This is a genomic window from Vogesella indigofera (assembly GCF_003633895.1).
GTDB classification, from domain to species: Bacteria; Pseudomonadota; Gammaproteobacteria; order Burkholderiales; family Chromobacteriaceae; genus Vogesella; species Vogesella indigofera.
Map to the genome: position 1 here is coordinate 59,072 of NZ_RBID01000014.1, position 16,768 is coordinate 75,839.

Sequence of the window (16,768 nt, forward strand, 5' to 3'; positions counted from 1 at the left end):
ATGAATCTGATCCAGCAACTGGAACAGGAAGAAATCGCTCGTCTGGGCAAGACTTTCCCTGAATTTGCACCTGGCGACACCGTTGTTGTGCAAGTCAAGGTTAAGGAAGGTACCCGTGAGCGTCTGCAGGCTTACGAAGGTGTTGTGATCGCTCGCAGCAACCGTGGTCTGAACAGCTCTTTCATCGTGCGCAAACTGTCCGCCGGTGAAGGCGTTGAGCGTACCTTCCAGCTGTACTCCCCGCTGATGGCTTCCATCGAAGTGAAGCGTCGCGGTGACGTACGTCGTGCCAAGCTGTACTACCTGCGTGGTCGTACCGGCAAGTCGGCACGTATCAAGGAAAAGCTGCCAAACCGCAAGTAATCTTCTTGCGAAGGCTTTGCCTCAAGAAAGCGCCAGCCTGTTGCTGGCGCTTTTTTCATGTCGGTACGCAATAAAAAATCATGGCACAGCAAACACAGTCCGCATCCTCCGCGCCGGCGCTGGACGGCTTTCTCGATCACCTCTGGCTGCTGGATAACCTGTCGCTGAACACGCTGGCTGCCTACCGCCGCGATCTGGGGCGGGTGCACGAGTTGCTGCTGACGCAAGGCACCACCCTGGAGGAGGCGGATACCCCGGCACTGGAGCAGGTGATGCTGGCGCTGATCGAGGTCGACAAGCCGGCTACCCGTGCGCGGCGCTTGTCGGCGGTACGGCGCTATTACCAGTACCTGTGCCAGCAGCAGCTGCGCGATGACGACCCGGCGGCCAGGCTGCAGGCGCCGCGGCTGGGGCTGCGCCTGCCGACCTCGCTGTCGGAGCAGCATGTGGAGGCGCTGTTGCAGGCGCCGGATTGCGAGGTTCCGCTCGGGCTGCGTGACCGGGCGCTGATGGAGGTGCTGTACGCCACCGGGCTGCGCATCAGCGAGCTGGTCGGCCTGACGCTGGGGCAGCTGTATCTCAACGACGGCTATCTGCGCGTGGTCGGCAAGGGTAACAAGGAGCGGCTGGTGCCACTGGGCGAGGTGGCCGAGGACTGGCTGCGGCGCTATCTGGCGGAGGCGCGCACGCTGATCCTGGGGGCGCATCGTTGCGATGCGGTGTTTGTCAGCCGCCGCAAGCAGGCGCTGACACGGCAGATGGCCTGGGTGCTGATCACACGCTACGCGGGGCGGGCACAGTTGCCGCCATTGAGCCCGCATACCTTGCGCCACGCCTTCGCCACCCACCTGGTCAACCACGGCGCCGACCTGCGCGTGGTGCAGTTGCTGCTCGGCCATGCCAGTTTATCTACCACCCAGATTTACACCCATGTCGCGCGCGAGCGCCTCAAGGCGCTGCACCTGGCGCATCACCCGCGCGGCTAAGGTTGGCCGCAGACAAGAAAAAACCCCGCGTCGTGACGCGGGGTTGTGCTTTGGCAGTCAAATTCAGGCAACGTCAGCGGTTTCCTCGAAGCTCAGCTGGATCTTCTCCGCGTCGTCGATATCCACTGTCACCTCGCCGCCATTGGCCAGGCGGCCGAACAGCAGCTCGTCGGCCAGCGCCTTGCGGATCATATCCTGGATCAGGCGCGCCATCGGGCGGGCACCCATCAGCGGATCGAAGCCCTTTTTCGCCAGGTAGGCGCGCAGCTCGTCGGAGAAGTGGACTTCCACTTTCTTCTCGTTCAGCTGTTGCTCCAGCTGCATCAGGAACTTGTCCACCACCTGCAGGATGATCTGCTCGTCCAGCATGCGGAACGGGATGGTGGCATCCAACCGGTTGCGGAATTCCGGGCTGAACAGGCGCTTGATGTCCGCCATTTCATCGCCGGCCTGCTTGCTGTTGGTGAAACCGATGCTCGGCTTGGCCAGCGCTTCGGCACCAGCGTTGGTGGTCATGATGATCACCACGTTGCGGAAGTCGGCTTTGCGCCCGTTGTTGTCGGTCAGCTTGCCGTGGTCCATCACCTGCAGCAGCACGTTGAAGATGTCCGGATGCGCCTTCTCGATTTCGTCCAGCAGCAGCACCGCGTACGGTTGCTTGTTGATGGCCTCGGTCAGCAGTCCGCCCTGTTCGAAGCCGACATAGCCCGGTGGCGCACCGATCAGGCGCGATACCGCGTGGCGCTCCATGTATTCCGACATGTCGAAGCGGATCAGCTCGACGCCGAGGAAGTAGGCCAGCTGCTTGGCCACCTCGGTCTTGCCGACGCCGGTGGGGCCGGAGAACAGGAAGGAGCCGATCGGTTTTTGCGGGTTGCCGAGGCCGGAGCGTGCCATCTTGATGGCGCTGGTCAGCGCATCGATCGCCTTCTCCTGGCCGAACACCACGTTCTTCAGGTCGCGGTCGAGGTTTTTCAGCACGTTGCGGTCATCGCTGGAGATGGTCTTCGGCGGAATGCGTGCAATCTTGGCGATGATTTCCTCGATCTCGGACTTGTTGATCACCTTCTTCTGGCGCGACTTCGGCAGGATCTTCTGCGCGGCGCCGGCTTCGTCGATTACGTCGATCGCCTTGTCCGGCAGGTGACGGTCGTTGATGTAACGTGCGGACAGCTCGGCGGCGGTGGTCAGTGCCGACACGGTGTACTTCACGCCGTGGTGCTCTTCAAAGCGGCTCTTCAGCCCCTTGAGGATCTCCACGGTCTGTTCCACCGTCGGTTCCACCACGTCGATCTTCTGGAAACGGCGCGACAGCGCGCTGTCCTTCTCGAAGATGCCGCGGAACTCGGTATAGGTGGTGGCGCCGATGCAGCGCAGGCTACCGTTGGACAGCGCCGGCTTCAGCAGGTTGGACGCGTCCAGCGTGCCGCCGGAGGCGGAGCCGGCACCGATCAGGGTATGGATCTCGTCAATGAACAGGATCGCGCCCTTGTCTTCCGACAGCTGCTTGATCACCTGCTTCAGGCGCTGCTCGAAGTCGCCGCGATACTTGGTGCCGGCAAGCAGGGCGCCCATGTCCAGCGAGTAGACGGTTGCCGTGGCCAGCACTTCCGGCACGTCGCCGCCGACGATGCGCCGCGCCAGACCTTCGGCGATGGCGGTCTTGCCGACCCCGGCCTCGCCGACCAGCAGCGGGTTGTTCTTGCGGCGGCGGCACAGGATCTGGATCACGCGCTCGACTTCGCTGGCACGGCCGATCAGCGGATCGATCTTGCCGTCGCGGGCCAGCTGGTTCAGGTTCTGGGTATAGCTCTCCAGTGCCCGTCCAGGGTTGGCCGCGGCTTCTTCCTGGTCGGCATCATTGTTTTCGCTGTGCTCGCTGCTGCCGGCACCGCTGGCTTTCGGGCTTTGCTTGGTGATGCCGTGCGAGATGAAGTTGACCACATCCAGGCGTGAGGTTCCCTGCTGGTGCAGGTAGTACACGGCATGGGAGTCCTTTTCGCCGAAGATCGCCACCAGAATGTTGGCGCCGGTGACTTCTTTTTTGCCGGAGGACTGCACGTGCAGGATGGCGCGCTGGATCACGCGCTGGAAGCCGAGCGTGGGCTGGGTTTCCACTTCGTTGTCACCCGGGACGATCGGGGTGTGTTCGTCGATGAAATCGCCCAGCTGTTTCTTCAGCTGTTCGATATTGGCGCCACAAGCGCGCAACACTTCGGCAGCAGACGGATTGTCTGTCATCGCCAGCAGCAGATGCTCAACGCTGATGAGTTCATGCCGCTTGCGCCGTGCCTCCATAAATGCCATGTGCAGGCTTACTTCCAGTTCTTGGGCAATCATCAGTTTTCCTCCATGACACACTGCAGCGGTTGCTGGTGCGCCCGTGCGTGCTGCGAAACTTGTTCAACTTTGGTCGCGGCGACATCTTTAGTATAAACACCGCAAACGCCTTTGCCTTCTGTATGTACCTGCAACATGACGCGTGTTGCCTTGGTCTCGTCCATGTAAAAAAACTGCTGCAACACGGCGACCACAAAATCCATCGGGGTAAAGTCGTCGTTCAGCAGCAAGACCTTGTACAGGGGGGGCGGGGCCGTCTTGCTGCGAGACGCCTTGAGCGTCGTGTCATCCTGATACTGCGTAGACATGTGGGCTTTCTACTAATTCATGCTTGCTTGAAGTTTGGTTCGCGGTGCTTTTTTTTCAAGAGTAACGCATGGTATTGTGCTTGTCGCTTGACGTCTTAGTACGGCTGGCGTAAAAACGAACTGTAAGTTGGCTTACCAGTTTGCATAAGGTTGTCCTTTGCATGCTTGTAGGCTCGAATTGTCAGGCTGCTGCAGCCTGTTTTCATTATGCATGTAAGGATAGTTACAGATGGCAACTGGTATTGTTAAATGGTTTAACGACGCTAAAGGTTTCGGTTTCATCACTCCTGATGGTGGTGGTGATGACCTGTTCGCGCACTTCTCCGCGATCAATATGCAAGGTTTCAAAACCCTGACCGAAGGTCAGCGTGTATCTTTCGACATCGTCCAGGGCCCGAAAGGCAACCAGGCGTCGAACATCCAGGCTGCCTGATTTAGCCGCGTCTGACGCAAAACCCCCGCCAGCTGTGCTGGCGGGGGTTTTTGCATGGTGCGGCCTCAGTGCGTGGGCTGTGCTGCCAGCCACCAGCGCCGCTGCCGCTCGGCGCCGCGGTCGGCCCGGAACTGGCGGTGCAGCAGCAGGCAGGTCAGGTAGCCGACCAGGCCGAGCACCAGCCACGGCAAACCGGGCTGCTGCAGCTGGCGGGCGATGTCCAGCAGCCAGCCGCCGCCGACATAGCCGCTGGCGCCACCCAGCGCCAGCCCCATGCGGCTCATGCCCATATAGCTGGCGCGGGCCTCGGCCCTGGCGAAGCCGGCGATGCGCGCCTCGCGTGGCGGCTCGGTGATGATGGTGCCGAGATAGAACAGCCCCAGAATGACGAAGGCGGGCTGCCAGGACTGGATCTGGCTCATCAGCAGCAGGCTGCTGCTCATCAGCAGGATGCCGGCCAGAATGCGCGCCTCCAGCGACAGATAGCGTTCGCCCAGCCGCGCCAGCGGGTACAGCAGGCTCAGCGACAGCAGCGTTTCCAGCGTGTACATCCAGCCGACGGCGGCGGCGGTGCCGGCCAGCTGTTTCAGCGTCACCGGCACCAGCAGCATGATCTGTACCCCCAGCGCGTAGTAGCCGCTGAGGATCAGCACGAAGCGCATATAGGCACGATCGCGCAGCACGGTGCGCGCTGCGGCCAACGGTGGCGCGCGTTTGCTGGCCACGCGGTAGGGCGGCAGCAGCAGCGCGTTGACCAGCGCCGCCAGCAGGAAGATGGCACAGCCGCTCATGCCGACCCACCAGAAATCGTAGTGCAGCAGCCAGGAGCCGAGCAGGGCGCCGATCACCGCGCCGGCGCTGTCCTGCATCATCAGCAGGGTGTAGAAGCGGTTGCGCTCGTGCGGGCGGGTCAGCTTCACGATCAGCGCCGAGCGCGGCGGATCGAACAGCGTGCCGCCCAGCCCGGAGAACACGCAGGAGGCGATCAGCCACCACGGCGAGCTGGCGTTGGCCATCATCGCGAAGCCGGCGGCGCGCAGCAGCATGCCGCTGACGATCAGCGGCTTGGCGCCGTAGCGGTCGGCCAGCGTGCCACCAAGCAGACCCAGGCCCTGCTGCAGCAGCTGGCGGATGGCCAGCGCCACCCCGACCAGCGTGGCGGCCCAGCCGAGCCGGTCGACAAAGTGCAGGCTGATCAGCGGAAAGACGATGAAGAAGCCCATCACCACCAGCAGGTTGTCGGTCATGATGAACCATCGGCCGTAACGGCGGGCTTGTTCCGGGCTGGACATGATAGGCTTTCTGCAGGGTTGATAACGGCATTTTCCGCGCGCTTCAGTTATTATTGAAGCCATTAACTTGCAATATTTGCTATCCGGATTGCTTATGTCTATTGCGATGGATGACCTGCAGTTGCTGCTCGATATCGTGGCCTGCGGCAGTTTCAGCCAGGCGGCGGCGCGGCGTGGCTGGTCGCAGCCGCAGGTGAGCCAGCGCGTGGCGCTGCTGGAGGCCGAGGTCGGCGCACAGCTGTTTCGCCGCCACCGGCGCGGCGCCTTGCCGACGCCGGCGTGCGAGGCGTTCCTGCCGGCGGCGCAGCAGGCACTGGATGCGCTACAACGCGGGCGCGAGGCACTGCAGCGCGAGCCGGCGCTGCCACGGCTGACGCTGGCCAGCCTGCCGTCGCTGTCGTCGGTGATCTTCGGCCCGGTGCTGCTGGCGCTGGCCGATGCCGCGCTGGAAATCCGCTGCAGTACCGATCATTCGCCGGCGATCATGGAACGCCTGCTGACCGGGCAGGCGCAGGTCGGCTTCGTGCTGCGCTGCCCGCCGATGGCCGGCATCCAGATGGAGCGTATCTGGCGCTCGCCGATGGTGGCGGTGGTGCACAACCGTCACCCGCTGGCCAGCGCCGGCAGCCTGCAGCTGGCCGACATCGCCAACGAGCGGCTGGCGCCGCAGTACTGGGGTGAGGGCTGCGACGAGCTGCTGGCGCTGATCCGCGCCGCGCGGCGGGTGGCCGGCCCGATCCACGCGGTGCAGCCGGCGGTGGCGGCGCGCGAGCTGGCGATGGAGCACGGTTTCCTGACCTTCATGCCGGAGGTGGCGGTGCGGCGCGACCTGCGCGATGGCCGGCTGGTGAAGCTGGCGCTGAGCGATCTGCCGCTGTGGGAGTGGGAGGTGATGATGGCGTGGCGCACCGGCAAGCGCGCGGATGCGCCGTTGCAGCAGGTGCTGGACACCGTGCGCGCGCTGGCCGGCGAGTGGCGCTAGCGTTGCGGCCAACGTTGGCCGCAACGCAAAAGGCCCGCCGTGGCGGGCCGGACTGGAAGGGCTGCGGGATTTACATGCGCGCGATCATGGCGTCGCCGAAGGCGGAGCACGACACCTCGGTGGCGCCGTCCATCAGCCGCGCGAAGTCGTAGGTCACCTGCTTGTCGGCAATGGCGGCTTCCATGGCCTTGATCACCAGATCGGCGGCTTCCTTCCAGCCCAGGTGGCGCAGCATCATCTCGGCGGACAGGATCAGCGAGCCCGGGTTCACCTTGTCGAGGCCGGCGTACTTCGGCGCGGTGCCGTGGGTGGCTTCGAAGCAGGCGTAGTGGTCGGAGATATTGGCGCCGGGCGCGATGCCGATGCCGCCGACCTGCGCCGCCAGCGCGTCAGAGATGTAGTCGCCGTTGAGGTTGGTGGTGACGATGGTGTCGTATTCAGCCGGCCGCAGCAGGATCTGCTGCAGGAAGGCGTCGGCGATCGCGTCCTTGACGATGATGTCGCGACCGGTGTGCGGGTTCTTGAACTGGCACCACGGGCCGCCGTCGATCGCCTGGGCGCCGAACTCTTCCTGTGCCACCTTGTAGGCGACATCACGGAACAGGCCCTCGGTGAACTTCATGATGTTGCCCTTGTGCACGATGGTCAGCGACTGGCGGTCGTTGGCGATCACGTACTTCAGCGCGGCGCGTACCAGGCGGGTGGTGCCCTCGATGGAGATCGGCTTGATGCCGATGCCGGAGCTGTCAGGGAAGCGGATCTTCCTGACTCCCATTTCCTGCTGCAGGAATTCGATGATCTTCTTGGCGCCTTCGGACTCGGCCGCCCATTCGATACCGGCGTAGATGTCCTCGGTGTTCTCGCGGAAGATCACCATATTGACCAGTTCCGGGTGCTTCAGTGGCGATGGCACGCCGTTGAAGTACTGCACCGGGCGCACGCACTGGTACAGGTCCAGTTCCTGGCGCAGTGCCACGTTCAGCGAGCGGATGCCGCCGCCGACCGGGGTGGTCATCGGGCCCTTGATCGACACCGCGTATTCCTTCAGCGCATCGAAGGTTTCCTTCGGCAGCCATTCGTCCGGGCCGTACAGACGGGTCGACTTCTCGCCGGCATAGACTTCCATCCAGTGGATTTTCTTGTCGCCGCCGTAGGCCTTGGCCACCGCGGCATCAATGACCTTGATCATCACCGGGGTGATGTCGATGCCGATGCCGTCGCCTTCGATGAACGGGATGATCGGGTGGTTCGGAATCGGCTGGCCCGGGATGATCTTCTGTCCGCCGGCCGGAACCGTGATATGGGATGCGCTCATCAATACCTCTCCTTTGTGGACTCCATCTGTGTTGACCTGTGTCGTGGCAATCCGCGTTGCCGTCCCTGGCCTGTCGCACCCTGCGTGACCGAGGGCTGCCGTTTGTTATTGTTAGCTCAAGGTTGGCCGCAGCGGTATCGGTGTTTGCTGCCGTGCCACGCCGTTGCATTGTAGCCGAGCACGTGCTTGGTGGAACATGATCGACCGCAAGCGCTCATCGACGGCAAGAAAAAACGCCAGGGCGAGGCCCTGGCGTTGTCGGATGCTGGCAGTGCGGTCTGGCCGCGCTGCCCTTGCTTGCGGTTTAGCCGCGTGCTGCCGCCAGCGCGGCGTTGAAGGTGGCGCTCGGGCGCATTACCGCCTGGCACTTGGCGCGGTCGGCCAGGTAGTAGCCGCCGATGTCCACCGGCTTGCCCTGCACGGCCTTCAGCTCGTCCACGATCTGCTGTTCGCTCTCGCTCAGCGTCTTGGCCAGCGGCGCGAACTGGGCCGCCAGGGCGGCGTCCTCGGTCTGCGCGGCCAGTTCCTGCGCCCAGTACATGGCGAGGTAGAACTGGCTGCCGCGGTTGTCCAGCTCGCCGGTCTTCGGCGACGGACCCTTGCTGTTGTCCAGCAGCTTGCCGGTGGCGGCGTCCAGGGTCTTGGCCAGGATCTTGGCCTTGTCGTTGCCGGTCTTCAGTCCCAGGTCTTCCAGCGATACCGCCAGTGCCAGGAATTCACCCAGCGAATCCCAGCGCAGGTGGTTTTCTTCCACCAGCTGCTGCACGTGCTTCGGTGCCGAACCACCGGCGCCAGTTTCGTACATGCCGCCACCGGCCATCAGAGGCACGATGGACAGCATCTTGGCGGAGGTGCCCAGTTCCATGATCGGGAACAGGTCGGTCAGGTAGTCGCGCAGGATGTTGCCGGTGACCGAGATGGTGTCCAGGCCACGGATCACGCGTTCCAGCGTGTAGCGCATGGCGCGCACCTGCGACATGCACTCGATGTGCAGGCCGGTGGTGTCGTGATCCTTCAGGTACAGCTTCACCTTCTTGATCAGCTCGTTTTCGTGCGGACGGTACGGGTCCAGCCAGAAGATCGCCGGCATGCCGGAGTTGCGGGCGCGGGTCACCGCCAGCTTCACCCAGTCGCGGATCGGGGCGTCCTTCACCTGGCACATGCGCCAGATGTCGCCTTGCTCCACGTCCTGGCTCAGCAGCACTTCGCCGGTCGCCAGGTCAACGATGTTGGCCACGCCGTCTTCGGAGATCTCGAAGGTCTTGTCGTGCGAGCCGTACTCTTCGGCTTTTTGCGCCATCAGGCCAACGTTCGGCACCGTGCCCATGGTCTTCGGATCGAAGTTGCCATGCCATTTGCAGAAGTTGATCATCTCCTGGTAGATGCGGGCGAAGGTCGATTCCGGCATCACCGCCTTCACGTCCTTCAGGCGGCCGTCGGCGCCCCACATCTTGCCGCCGTTGCGGATCATCGCCGGCATCGAGGCGTCGACGATGATGTCGTTCGGCGAGTGGAAGTTGGTGATGCCCTTGGCGGAATCCACCATCGCCAGTTCCGGACGGTATTCGTGGCAGGCGTGCAGGTCGCGCTTGATCTCGTCCTGCTTGGATTGCGGCAGGGTGGCGATCTTGTCGTACAGGTTGGCCATGCCGTTGTTCACGTTCACGCCCAGCTCGTCGAACAGCGCACCGTGCTTGGCGAACGCGTCCTTGTAGAAGATCTTCACGCAGTGACCGAACACGATCGGGTGCGACACCTTCATCATGGTGGCCTTCACGTGCAGCGAGAACATCACGCCGGTCTTGTGCGCGTCTTCGATTTCCTTCTCGTAGAACTCGCACAGCGCCTTCTTGCTCATGAACATGCTGTCGATGATCTCGCCTTCCAGCAGCGATACCTTCGGCTTCAGCACGATGGTCTGGCCGCTCTTGGTCACCAGCTCCATCTTCACGTCACGGGCGCGATCCAGAGTCATGGATTTCTCGCCGTGGTAGAAGTCGCCGTGGTGCATGTGCGATACGTGGGTGCGCGATGCCTGGCTCCACTCGGCCATGCTGTGCGGGTGCTTGCGCGCGTATTCTTTGACCGCCTTCGGTGCGCGGCGGTCGGAGTTGCCTTCACGCAGCACCGGGTTGACGGCGGAGCCCAGGCACTTGCTGTAGCGTGCCTTGATCGCTTTTTCTTCGTCGGTTGTCGGGTTTTCCGGGAAGTCCGGCACCGCGTAGCCCTTGGCTTGCAGTTCCTTGATGCAGGCCTGCAGCTGGCCGACGGAGGCGCTGATGTTCGGCAGCTTGATGATGTTGGCGTCCGGGTCCTGCGTCAGGCGGCCCAGTGCGGCCAGGGTGTCCGGCACCTTCTGGGCGTCGGTCAGGTAATCGGGGAATTCGGCCAGCACGCGCGCCGCGACCGAAATGTCGGCGGTGTCGATGTGGATGCCGGCGGCGCCGGTAAAGGTCTGGATGATCGGCAGGAAGGCGTTGGTTGCCAGCGCGGGCGCTTCGTCGGTGAGGGTGTAGATGATGGTCGGTTGTTCCGAAGGCATTACTCTATCTCCATGATTATTTTGTGACGACTAAACGATGGCACGGGGCGATGGCACGGGGGCTTGCGGTGCTGGACGACAACCCGTGTCGACGCGGGGAAAGGCTGTGAAAGGCCGGCTCTTGGTTCGTCAGGTGCCAGCGGCGCCCGGAACGGTGATGCCCGGTGACTCTCGGGCGACTTTTCAGATGCGAATTATACTCCGTCCGCGCCCTGCTGTTCGACGCACATTCGAACTTTGGCGTCGTTTTTCCGGTGAACGCTTGTTCGAATGTGAATTGTGTTGCGCCGCGGCTACGCCGGGCGCCGCCTATTCCGAAGCGCTATATCTGCTATGGTGTCGCCGTTTTCTAAAACGAATGTTTGAATTGCCGCGCAGAGCGCAAGGTTGGCCGCGTCCGCCGGCGGCAACGCGCATGTGACTGCAGGCGACCAGCCTTGTTATCATCCGGCCCATTGCTTAATACCGGCGGCGCGGACATGTCCCAACTCTTCTTGCTCAACAAGCCTTATGGCGTGATTTGCCAGTTTTCCGAGCACCCCTTGCATCCCACGCTCAAGTCCTGTGTCGCCCAGCCCGGCATCTACCCGGCCGGGCGGCTGGACACCGACAGCGAAGGGCTGTTGCTGCTCACCGGCGACGGCGAGCTGCAGCACCGCATCAGCGACCCGCGCTGGAAGCTGCCGAAGACCTACTGGGTGCAGGTGGAAGGGCGACCGGACGAGGACAAGCTGGCCGCGCTGCGCGCCGGGGTCGATCTTGGCGATTTCATTACCCAGCCGGCCGAAGTGCGCGTGCTGCCGGAAGCGCCGGCACTGTGGGAGCGCAAGCCGCCGGTGCGCTTTCGCAAGACGGTGCCGGACACCTGGCTGGAGATCATCATCAGCGAAGGCAAGAACCGCCAGGTGCGGCGCATGACCGCCAAGGTCGGCCTGCCGACGCTGCGTCTGGTGCGGGTGGCGATCGGGCCGTGGCGGCTGGACGAGCTGCAGCCGGGCATGCTGCGCAGCATCGAGGTGTCGCTTGCCGACTTGCCACGCACGCGGCATGCTAAACCGGCCGCGCCGGCACCGGCGCGCAGGGAGCCCGCGGGCAAGAACTTCGCGAACCAGAATCCGGCAGGCAAGAACGCCGCGAACCAGAGCAGAACGCAGCCCGCCGCGCCGCAGGCCGCGTCCGCCCCGGCGCCGCGTTTCCGTTTCGCCAAGAAGTAAGTAAGGCCGCAGCAGTCATTCCTCTGCGCCGGACAGTCGGCGCCAGCGAGGTGCCACGATGCAGATCCCCGAATACTACAACCCGGTGGCGCGCGAGATTGCGCAGGCGCTGGTGGACGGCTTCAACCGCCACTACCAGCTGTTTCGCGAGGTCAGCCAGCAGGCCAAGCAGCTGTTCGAGGACGCCGCGTGGCAGGGGGTGCAGCGGCTGGTACGCGACCGCATCCAGTTCTACGACGAGCGGGTGCACGAGACGGTGCAGCGGCTGCAGCACCAGTTTCACGCCGACCTGCTGGACGACGAAATCTGGCAGCAGGCCAAGCTGTACTTCATCGGCCTGTTGACCAACCACAAGCAGCCGGAGCTGGCAGAGACCTTCTTCAACTCGGTGTTCACCCGCATCCTGCACCGCGACTACTTCAACAACGATTTCATCTTCATCCGCCCGGCGATCTCCACCGAGTACATCGAGTCCGACCCGCCGTCCTATCGCAGCTACTATCCCAAGCAGCGCGGCTTGCGCCACACGCTGCGCCAGATCGTGGCCGACTTCGGCTGGCGGCGGCCGTTTGCCAAGCTGTCGCGCGACCTGGCGTGGGTGATCCGCGCGGTGGACGAATACTTCGCGCAACGTTGGCCGCAGGCCGAGGCCAACCTGCAGATCCAGCTGCTGTCCAGCGCCTTCTACCGCAACAAGACCGCCTACCTCTTCGGCAAGGTGGTGAATGGCGGCCAGGTCTACCCGTTTGCCGTGCCGGTACTGCACGACGCCGACGGCTGCCTGTACCTGGACACCGTGCTGCTGGAGCCGTGGCGCATCGGCGTGCTGTTCTCCTTCAGCCGCGCCTACTTCATGGCCGACATGGAAGTGCCGTCCGGCTACGTGCAGTTTTTGCGCTCGATGCTGCCGACCAAGACCAAGGCCGAGCTGTACACCATGCTCGGGCTGCAGAAGCAGGGCAAGAACACCTTCTACCGCGACTTCATGCAGCACCTGCAGCACTCCAACGACCAGTTCACGGTGGCGCCGGGCATCCGCGGCCTGGTGATGCTGGTGTTCACCCTGCCGTCCTACCCCTACGTGTTCAAGCTGATCAAGGACGTGTTCGGCGGGCCGAAGGAGGTGGATCGTGCCACGGTGAAGGCCAAGTACCAGCTGGTGAAACGCCACGACCGCGTCGGCCGCATGGCCGACACGCTGGAGTTTTCCAACGTCGCGTTTCCCAAGGCGCGCTTCAGCGACGAGCTGCTGGACGAATTGCGCCGGCTGGCCACCAGCAGCATCGAAGAAGGTCCGGACACGCTGGTGATCAAGCACCTGTACATCGAGCGGCGCATGAAGCCGCTGAACCTGTACCTGATGAACAGCGACACGGCGGAAAAGGAGCGCGTGGTGCGCGAGTACGGCGACGCGATCCGCGATCTGGCGGCGGCCAACATCTTCCCCGGCGACATGCTGTTCAAGAACTTCGGCGTCACCCGTTACGGGCGGGTGATCTTCTACGACTACGATGAAATCGAGTACATGACCGACTGCCACTTCCGCCGCATTCCGCCGGCGCCGAACCCGGAAATGGAGCTGTCCGGCGAGGTGTGGTATCCGGTGGCGCGTAACGACGTGTTTCCGGAGGAGTTCGGCACCTTCCTGCTGGGCGATCCGCTGGTGCGGCGGGTATTTCTGCAGTACCACCGCGAGCTGCTGGACGCCGGCTTCTGGCAGCACAAGCAGCAGCGCATCCGCGATGGCTATATCGAGGACTTCTATCCCTACCCGGTGGAGCTGCGCTTCTGCCACCGCTACGCCGCCCGGCTGCGAGGGCAGGATGCCGGCGCGCCGTAACGGCCGGCGGCGGGCATAAAAAAACCGGGAGTTCAGCGCTCCCGGTGTGGTGGTGACCCCGTGCCTATTGTGGCGTGCACTGGTGGTCCTGGAAGTAGGCGATCGGGCCCGCGCTGGTCAGGCCGATATGAAAACAGCTGTCCTCCGCAAAAGTGACACCCAGGTTTTCGGTGGCGCGTACCACCTCGAACAGCACTTCAACTTCCTTGAAATACTTGGCAACGCGGTCATTGCCGTCCAGCCACGCCAGAATGCGGTCCCGCTGCGGGTGTTCGCTTTCCAGACTGAGCTGGCAATCGGAACAACTGACCAGGCTGATTGCCGGTGGGATGGAAATATTCAGGCGGGCAAGCTCTTCACGCACAATGGCGGAGAATTGCGACAACTCCCGCATCGCGCGCTCGCGGATGCCTGAAAGAGGGAGGGCTTCGCCACCGTTGGCCGTACCGAACAGGCGGGCCAGAGCGGATGTAACGGCGTAACCTTCTGCATGCATGATATGGGGTTCCTCCAGTGGGACAGCGTTGATCGGGTGCTCACTTATCTGCACTGTGTTTGCGGCAGATTCGTGTTTGTATTGTAGGCAACCGTATGCAGAACGCCTGTCTTTATTTTGTCATTTTTTGCAATTCGTACAGCAGCTCCAGCGCCTGCCGCGGCGTCAGGCTGTCGCTGTCGATATCGCGCAGCCGCTCCAGCGCCGGGTGCGGCTCAGCCTCCACTTCCACCACGCGCGGGGTGCTGAACAGGTCCGGCTGCTGGCTGGCGGCGGACTGGTTTTCCAGCTCGGTGAGATAGCGTTTCGCCTCGCGGATCACCTTGGGCGGCACGCCGGCCAGCTGCGCCACCGCCAGGCCGTAGCTCTGGCTGGCCGGGCCGTCCTCGACGTGGTGCAGGAACACGATGCGGTCCTTGTGCTCCACCGCCGACAGGTGCACGTTGGCCACCGTGTTGTAGCTGGCGGCGAGGCTGGTCAGCTCGAAGTAGTGGGTGGCGAACAGGGTGTAGGCGCGGTTCTTCTCGATCAGCGCCTTGGCGATCGCCCACGCCAGCGCCAGGCCGTCGAAGGTGGAAGTGCCGCGGCCAACCTCGTCCATCAGCACCAGCGACTTGTCGGTCGCATTGTTGAGGATGTTGGCGGTCTCGGTCATCTCCACCATGAAGGTGGAACGGCCGCCGGCGAGGTCGTCGCTGGCGCCGATGCGGGTGAAGATGCGGTCGATCTGGCCGATGGTGGCGGCGTCGGCCGGTACGAAGCTGCCGATGTGCGCCATCAGCGTGATCAGCGCGTTCTGCCGCATATAGGTCGACTTACCGCCCATGTTCGGGCCGGTGATCAAGAGCAGCTTCCGTTCTGCGGCCAACCTGGTGTCGTTGGCGATGAAGCGCTCCACCTCCGCTTCCACCACCGGGTGGCGGCCGGCAACGATGTCCAGCCGCGTCTCCGCCACGAACTGCGGCTCCACGTAGTTGTGGTTGGCGGCGCGCTCGGCAAAGGCGGCCAGCACGTCCAGCCCGGCCACCGCCTGCGCGATCAGCTTCAGCTCGCTGATGTGCGGCGCCAGCTGGTCCAGCACCAGCTCGTACAGCTGTTTTTCCAGTGCCAGCGACTTGTCCTGCGCCGACAGCGCCTTGTCCTCGAAGGTTTTCAGCTCCGGCGTGATGTAGCGCTCGGCGTTCTTCAGCGTCTGGCGGCGGCGGTAGTCTTCCGGCACGTTCACCGATTGCGCCTTCGACACCTCGATGTAGAAGCCGTGCACGCGGTTGAATTCCACCTTCAGCGTGCTGATGCCGGTGCGCTCCTTCTCGCGCGCCTCCAGCTGCAGCAGGAAGTCGCCGCAGTCGTTCTGGATCGCGCGCAGCTCGTCGAGGTCGGCATTGAGGCCGTGGTTGATCACGCCGCCGTCGCGCAGGAAAGTGGCCGGCTCCGGCAGGATGGCGGCGCGCAGCAGGCTTTCCACCGGCGAATTGTCCGGCAGCAGCGTCGCCAGCTCGGCCAGCAGTGGCGCGTCCAGGCTGGCGGCCAAGGTTTTGGCGCCGCCGAGCGCGTTCAGCGAATCGCGCAGTGCGGCGAGGTCGCGCGGCCGCGCCGAGCGCAGCGCGATGCGCGCGGTGATGCGCTCGATGTCGGCCACCTCGCGCAGCTGGGCGTGGATGTCGCCGTGACGGGTTAGCAGCGCGCGCACCGCCTGCAGGCGGCGCGCCAGCTTGTCGTGGCGGCGGATCGGGTGGTGCAGCCAGTGGCGCAGCAGGCGGCTGCCCATGCTGGTGGCGCAGCCATCCAGCAGCGACGCCAGCGTCGGCGACGCTTCGCCGCGGATGGTTTCGGTCAGTTCCAGATTGCGGCGGGTGGCGGCGTCCATGCGGATCAGCTCGCCGGCGTCTTCCACCGCCAGTTGCGCGATGTGCGCCGGATTCACGCCCTGCGTCGACTTCACGTACTCCAGCAGCGCGCCGGCGGCGCCGACCGCCACCGGCAGGGTGTCGGCGCCGAAGCCGGCCAGGTCGCGGGTGCCAAAGTGACGGGTCAGCGCCAGCTGCGACGATTCGGCGTCGAACTGCCACGGCGGCAGCTTCTTTTTCGGCATCGTGATGCTGTCGAACACCGCGAGGCCGGTGTCGTCGGGGATCACCAGCTCGGCCGGCTTCAGCCGCTCCAGCTCGCTGGAGAGCTCCTCGACGCCGGTCTGCATCACCTTGAAGTCGCCGCTGGCCAGCGACAGCCAGGCCAGGCCCAGCACGCCCTTGTGCAGGTTGATGGCCAGCACCAGGTTGTCGCGCTTGTCATCGAGCAGCGCGGCGTCGGTGAGGGTGCCGGGGGTGACGATGCGCACCACCTTGCGCTCCACCGGGCCCTTGCTGGTCGCCGGGTCGCCGATCTGCTCGGCGATGGCCACCGACTCGCCCATCTTCACCAGTCGCGCGAGATAGCCCTCGGCGGCGTGATAGGGGATGCCGGCCATGCGGATCGGGTTGCCGCCGCTGGCACCGCGCGCGGTGAGGGTGATGTCCAGCAGCCGCGACGCTTTCTCGGCGTCGTCGTAGAACAGCTCGTAGAAGTCACCCATGCGGTAGAACAGCAGCTTGTCGGCGTGTTCGCGTTTCAGGGCGAGATACTGCTGCATCATCGGCGTGTGCTGGGGTGTGGTCATC

The 16,768-nt window shown here is 63.9% G+C and carries 12 protein-coding genes and 1 pseudogene; 6 read left to right on the forward strand and 7 right to left on the reverse strand.

The genetic code is table 11. From position 1 onward, the window contains the following. Entirely contained in the window at nt 1–363 is a 363-nt protein-coding gene (rplS, locus tag C8E02_RS08395; RefSeq protein WP_047966729.1) for a 50S ribosomal protein L19, read from the forward strand. Nucleotides 364–443: 80 nt separating this feature from the next. Next, complete coding sequence (xerD, locus tag C8E02_RS08400) at nt 444–1,349, forward strand: site-specific tyrosine recombinase XerD (protein WP_120810435.1); 906 nt, start codon at nt 444–446, stop codon at nt 1,347–1,349. A 63-nt stretch (nt 1,350–1,412) separates the two neighbouring features. On the opposite strand, the gene clpA is transcribed toward xerD, so the two are convergent. Together clpA and clpS are read right to left on the reverse strand one after the other, a co-directional pair. Beyond that, nucleotides 1,413–3,689 carry an ATP-dependent Clp protease ATP-binding subunit ClpA gene (gene clpA, locus C8E02_RS08405; RefSeq protein ID WP_120810436.1) on the reverse strand — a complete coding sequence of 759 codons (2,277 nt, stop codon included), beginning with the start codon at nt 3,687–3,689 and terminating at the stop codon, nt 1,413–1,415. Continuing rightward, nucleotides 3,689–3,997 carry an ATP-dependent Clp protease adapter ClpS gene (gene clpS / locus C8E02_RS08410; RefSeq protein ID WP_047966726.1) on the reverse strand — a complete coding sequence of 103 codons (309 nt, stop codon included), beginning with the start codon at nt 3,995–3,997 and terminating at the stop codon, nt 3,689–3,691. The genes clpA and clpS overlap by 1 nt, the downstream gene beginning before the upstream one ends. 229 nt (nt 3,998–4,226) lie before the next feature. Here clpS and C8E02_RS08415 point away from each other — a divergent pair, with 229 nt between their 5' ends. Then, nucleotides 4,227–4,430, forward strand: coding sequence for a cold-shock protein (locus C8E02_RS08415; RefSeq protein ID WP_047966725.1), 204 nt, complete (start codon nt 4,227–4,229; stop codon nt 4,428–4,430). Between the two features lie 65 nt (nt 4,431–4,495). On the opposite strand, the gene mdtH is transcribed toward C8E02_RS08415, so the two are convergent. Beyond that, a complete protein-coding gene (mdtH, locus tag C8E02_RS08420) occupies nt 4,496–5,722 on the reverse strand; it encodes a multidrug efflux MFS transporter MdtH (protein WP_120810437.1) in 1,227 nt (408 codons plus the stop codon). Between the two features lie 94 nt (nt 5,723–5,816). Between mdtH and C8E02_RS08425 the strand changes: the two genes are divergently transcribed. Beyond that, the gene (locus C8E02_RS08425) at nt 5,817–6,704 is read left to right on the forward strand and encodes a LysR family transcriptional regulator (protein WP_120810438.1); all 888 of its coding nucleotides are present in this window, start codon (nt 5,817–5,819) and stop codon (nt 6,702–6,704) included. A 70-nt stretch (nt 6,705–6,774) separates the two neighbouring features. On the opposite strand, the gene icd is transcribed toward C8E02_RS08425, so the two are convergent. Beyond that, nucleotides 6,775–8,019 carry an NADP-dependent isocitrate dehydrogenase gene (gene icd, locus C8E02_RS08430; protein ID WP_120810439.1) on the reverse strand — a complete coding sequence of 415 codons (1,245 nt, stop codon included), beginning with the start codon at nt 8,017–8,019 and terminating at the stop codon, nt 6,775–6,777. A gap of 304 nt (nt 8,020–8,323) precedes the next feature. Next, entirely contained in the window at nt 8,324–10,561 is a 2,238-nt protein-coding gene (locus C8E02_RS08435; RefSeq protein ID WP_120810440.1) for an NADP-dependent isocitrate dehydrogenase, read from the reverse strand. Nucleotides 10,562–11,040: 479 nt separating this feature from the next. On the opposite strand from C8E02_RS08435, the pseudogene C8E02_RS08440 reads away from it, so the two are divergent. Next, nucleotides 11,041–11,559, forward strand: a pseudogene (locus C8E02_RS08440) (pseudouridine synthase); the annotation flags it as partial. A 274-nt stretch (nt 11,560–11,833) separates the two neighbouring features. Beyond that, nucleotides 11,834–13,615 (forward strand): bifunctional isocitrate dehydrogenase kinase/phosphatase, encoded by a 1,782-nt coding sequence (gene aceK, locus C8E02_RS08445; RefSeq protein ID WP_120810442.1) that lies wholly within the window; start codon nt 11,834–11,836, stop codon nt 13,613–13,615. Between the two features lie 64 nt (nt 13,616–13,679). Here the strand turns inward: aceK and C8E02_RS08450 are convergent, their stop codons facing one another. Further along, the gene (locus C8E02_RS08450; RefSeq protein WP_120810443.1) at nt 13,680–14,111 is read right to left on the reverse strand and encodes a hypothetical protein; all 432 of its coding nucleotides are present in this window, start codon (nt 14,109–14,111) and stop codon (nt 13,680–13,682) included. A gap of 112 nt (nt 14,112–14,223) precedes the next feature. Next, the gene (mutS, locus tag C8E02_RS08455) at nt 14,224–16,767 is read right to left on the reverse strand and encodes a DNA mismatch repair protein MutS (protein WP_120810444.1); all 2,544 of its coding nucleotides are present in this window, start codon (nt 16,765–16,767) and stop codon (nt 14,224–14,226) included. Nucleotide 16,768 lies beyond the last annotated feature (1 nt).

Bases quoted from the DNA above. Each gene is read 5' to 3' on its own strand.
- rplS (WP_047966729.1), top strand. From the start codon at position 1: ATGAATCTGATCCAGCAACTGGAACAGGAAGAAATCGCTCGTCTGGGC.
- xerD (WP_120810435.1), top strand. From the start codon at position 444: ATGGCACAGCAAACACAGTCCGCATCCTCCGCGCCGGCGCTGGACGGC.
- clpA (WP_120810436.1), bottom strand. From the start codon at position 3,689: ATGATTGCCCAAGAACTGGAAGTAAGCCTGCACATGGCATTTATGGAG.
- clpS (WP_047966726.1), bottom strand. From the start codon at position 3,997: ATGTCTACGCAGTATCAGGATGACACGACGCTCAAGGCGTCTCGCAGC.
- C8E02_RS08415 (WP_047966725.1), top strand. From the start codon at position 4,227: ATGGCAACTGGTATTGTTAAATGGTTTAACGACGCTAAAGGTTTCGGT.
- mdtH (WP_120810437.1), bottom strand. From the start codon at position 5,722: ATGTCCAGCCCGGAACAAGCCCGCCGTTACGGCCGATGGTTCATCATG.
- C8E02_RS08425 (WP_120810438.1), top strand. From the start codon at position 5,817: ATGTCTATTGCGATGGATGACCTGCAGTTGCTGCTCGATATCGTGGCC.
- icd (WP_120810439.1), bottom strand. From the start codon at position 8,019: ATGAGCGCATCCCATATCACGGTTCCGGCCGGCGGACAGAAGATCATC.
- C8E02_RS08435 (WP_120810440.1), bottom strand. From the start codon at position 10,561: ATGCCTTCGGAACAACCGACCATCATCTACACCCTCACCGACGAAGCG.
- aceK (WP_120810442.1), top strand. From the start codon at position 11,834: ATGCAGATCCCCGAATACTACAACCCGGTGGCGCGCGAGATTGCGCAG.
- C8E02_RS08450 (WP_120810443.1), bottom strand. From the start codon at position 14,111: ATGCATGCAGAAGGTTACGCCGTTACATCCGCTCTGGCCCGCCTGTTC.
- mutS (WP_120810444.1), bottom strand. From the start codon at position 16,767: ATGACCACACCCCAGCACACGCCGATGATGCAGCAGTATCTCGCCCTG.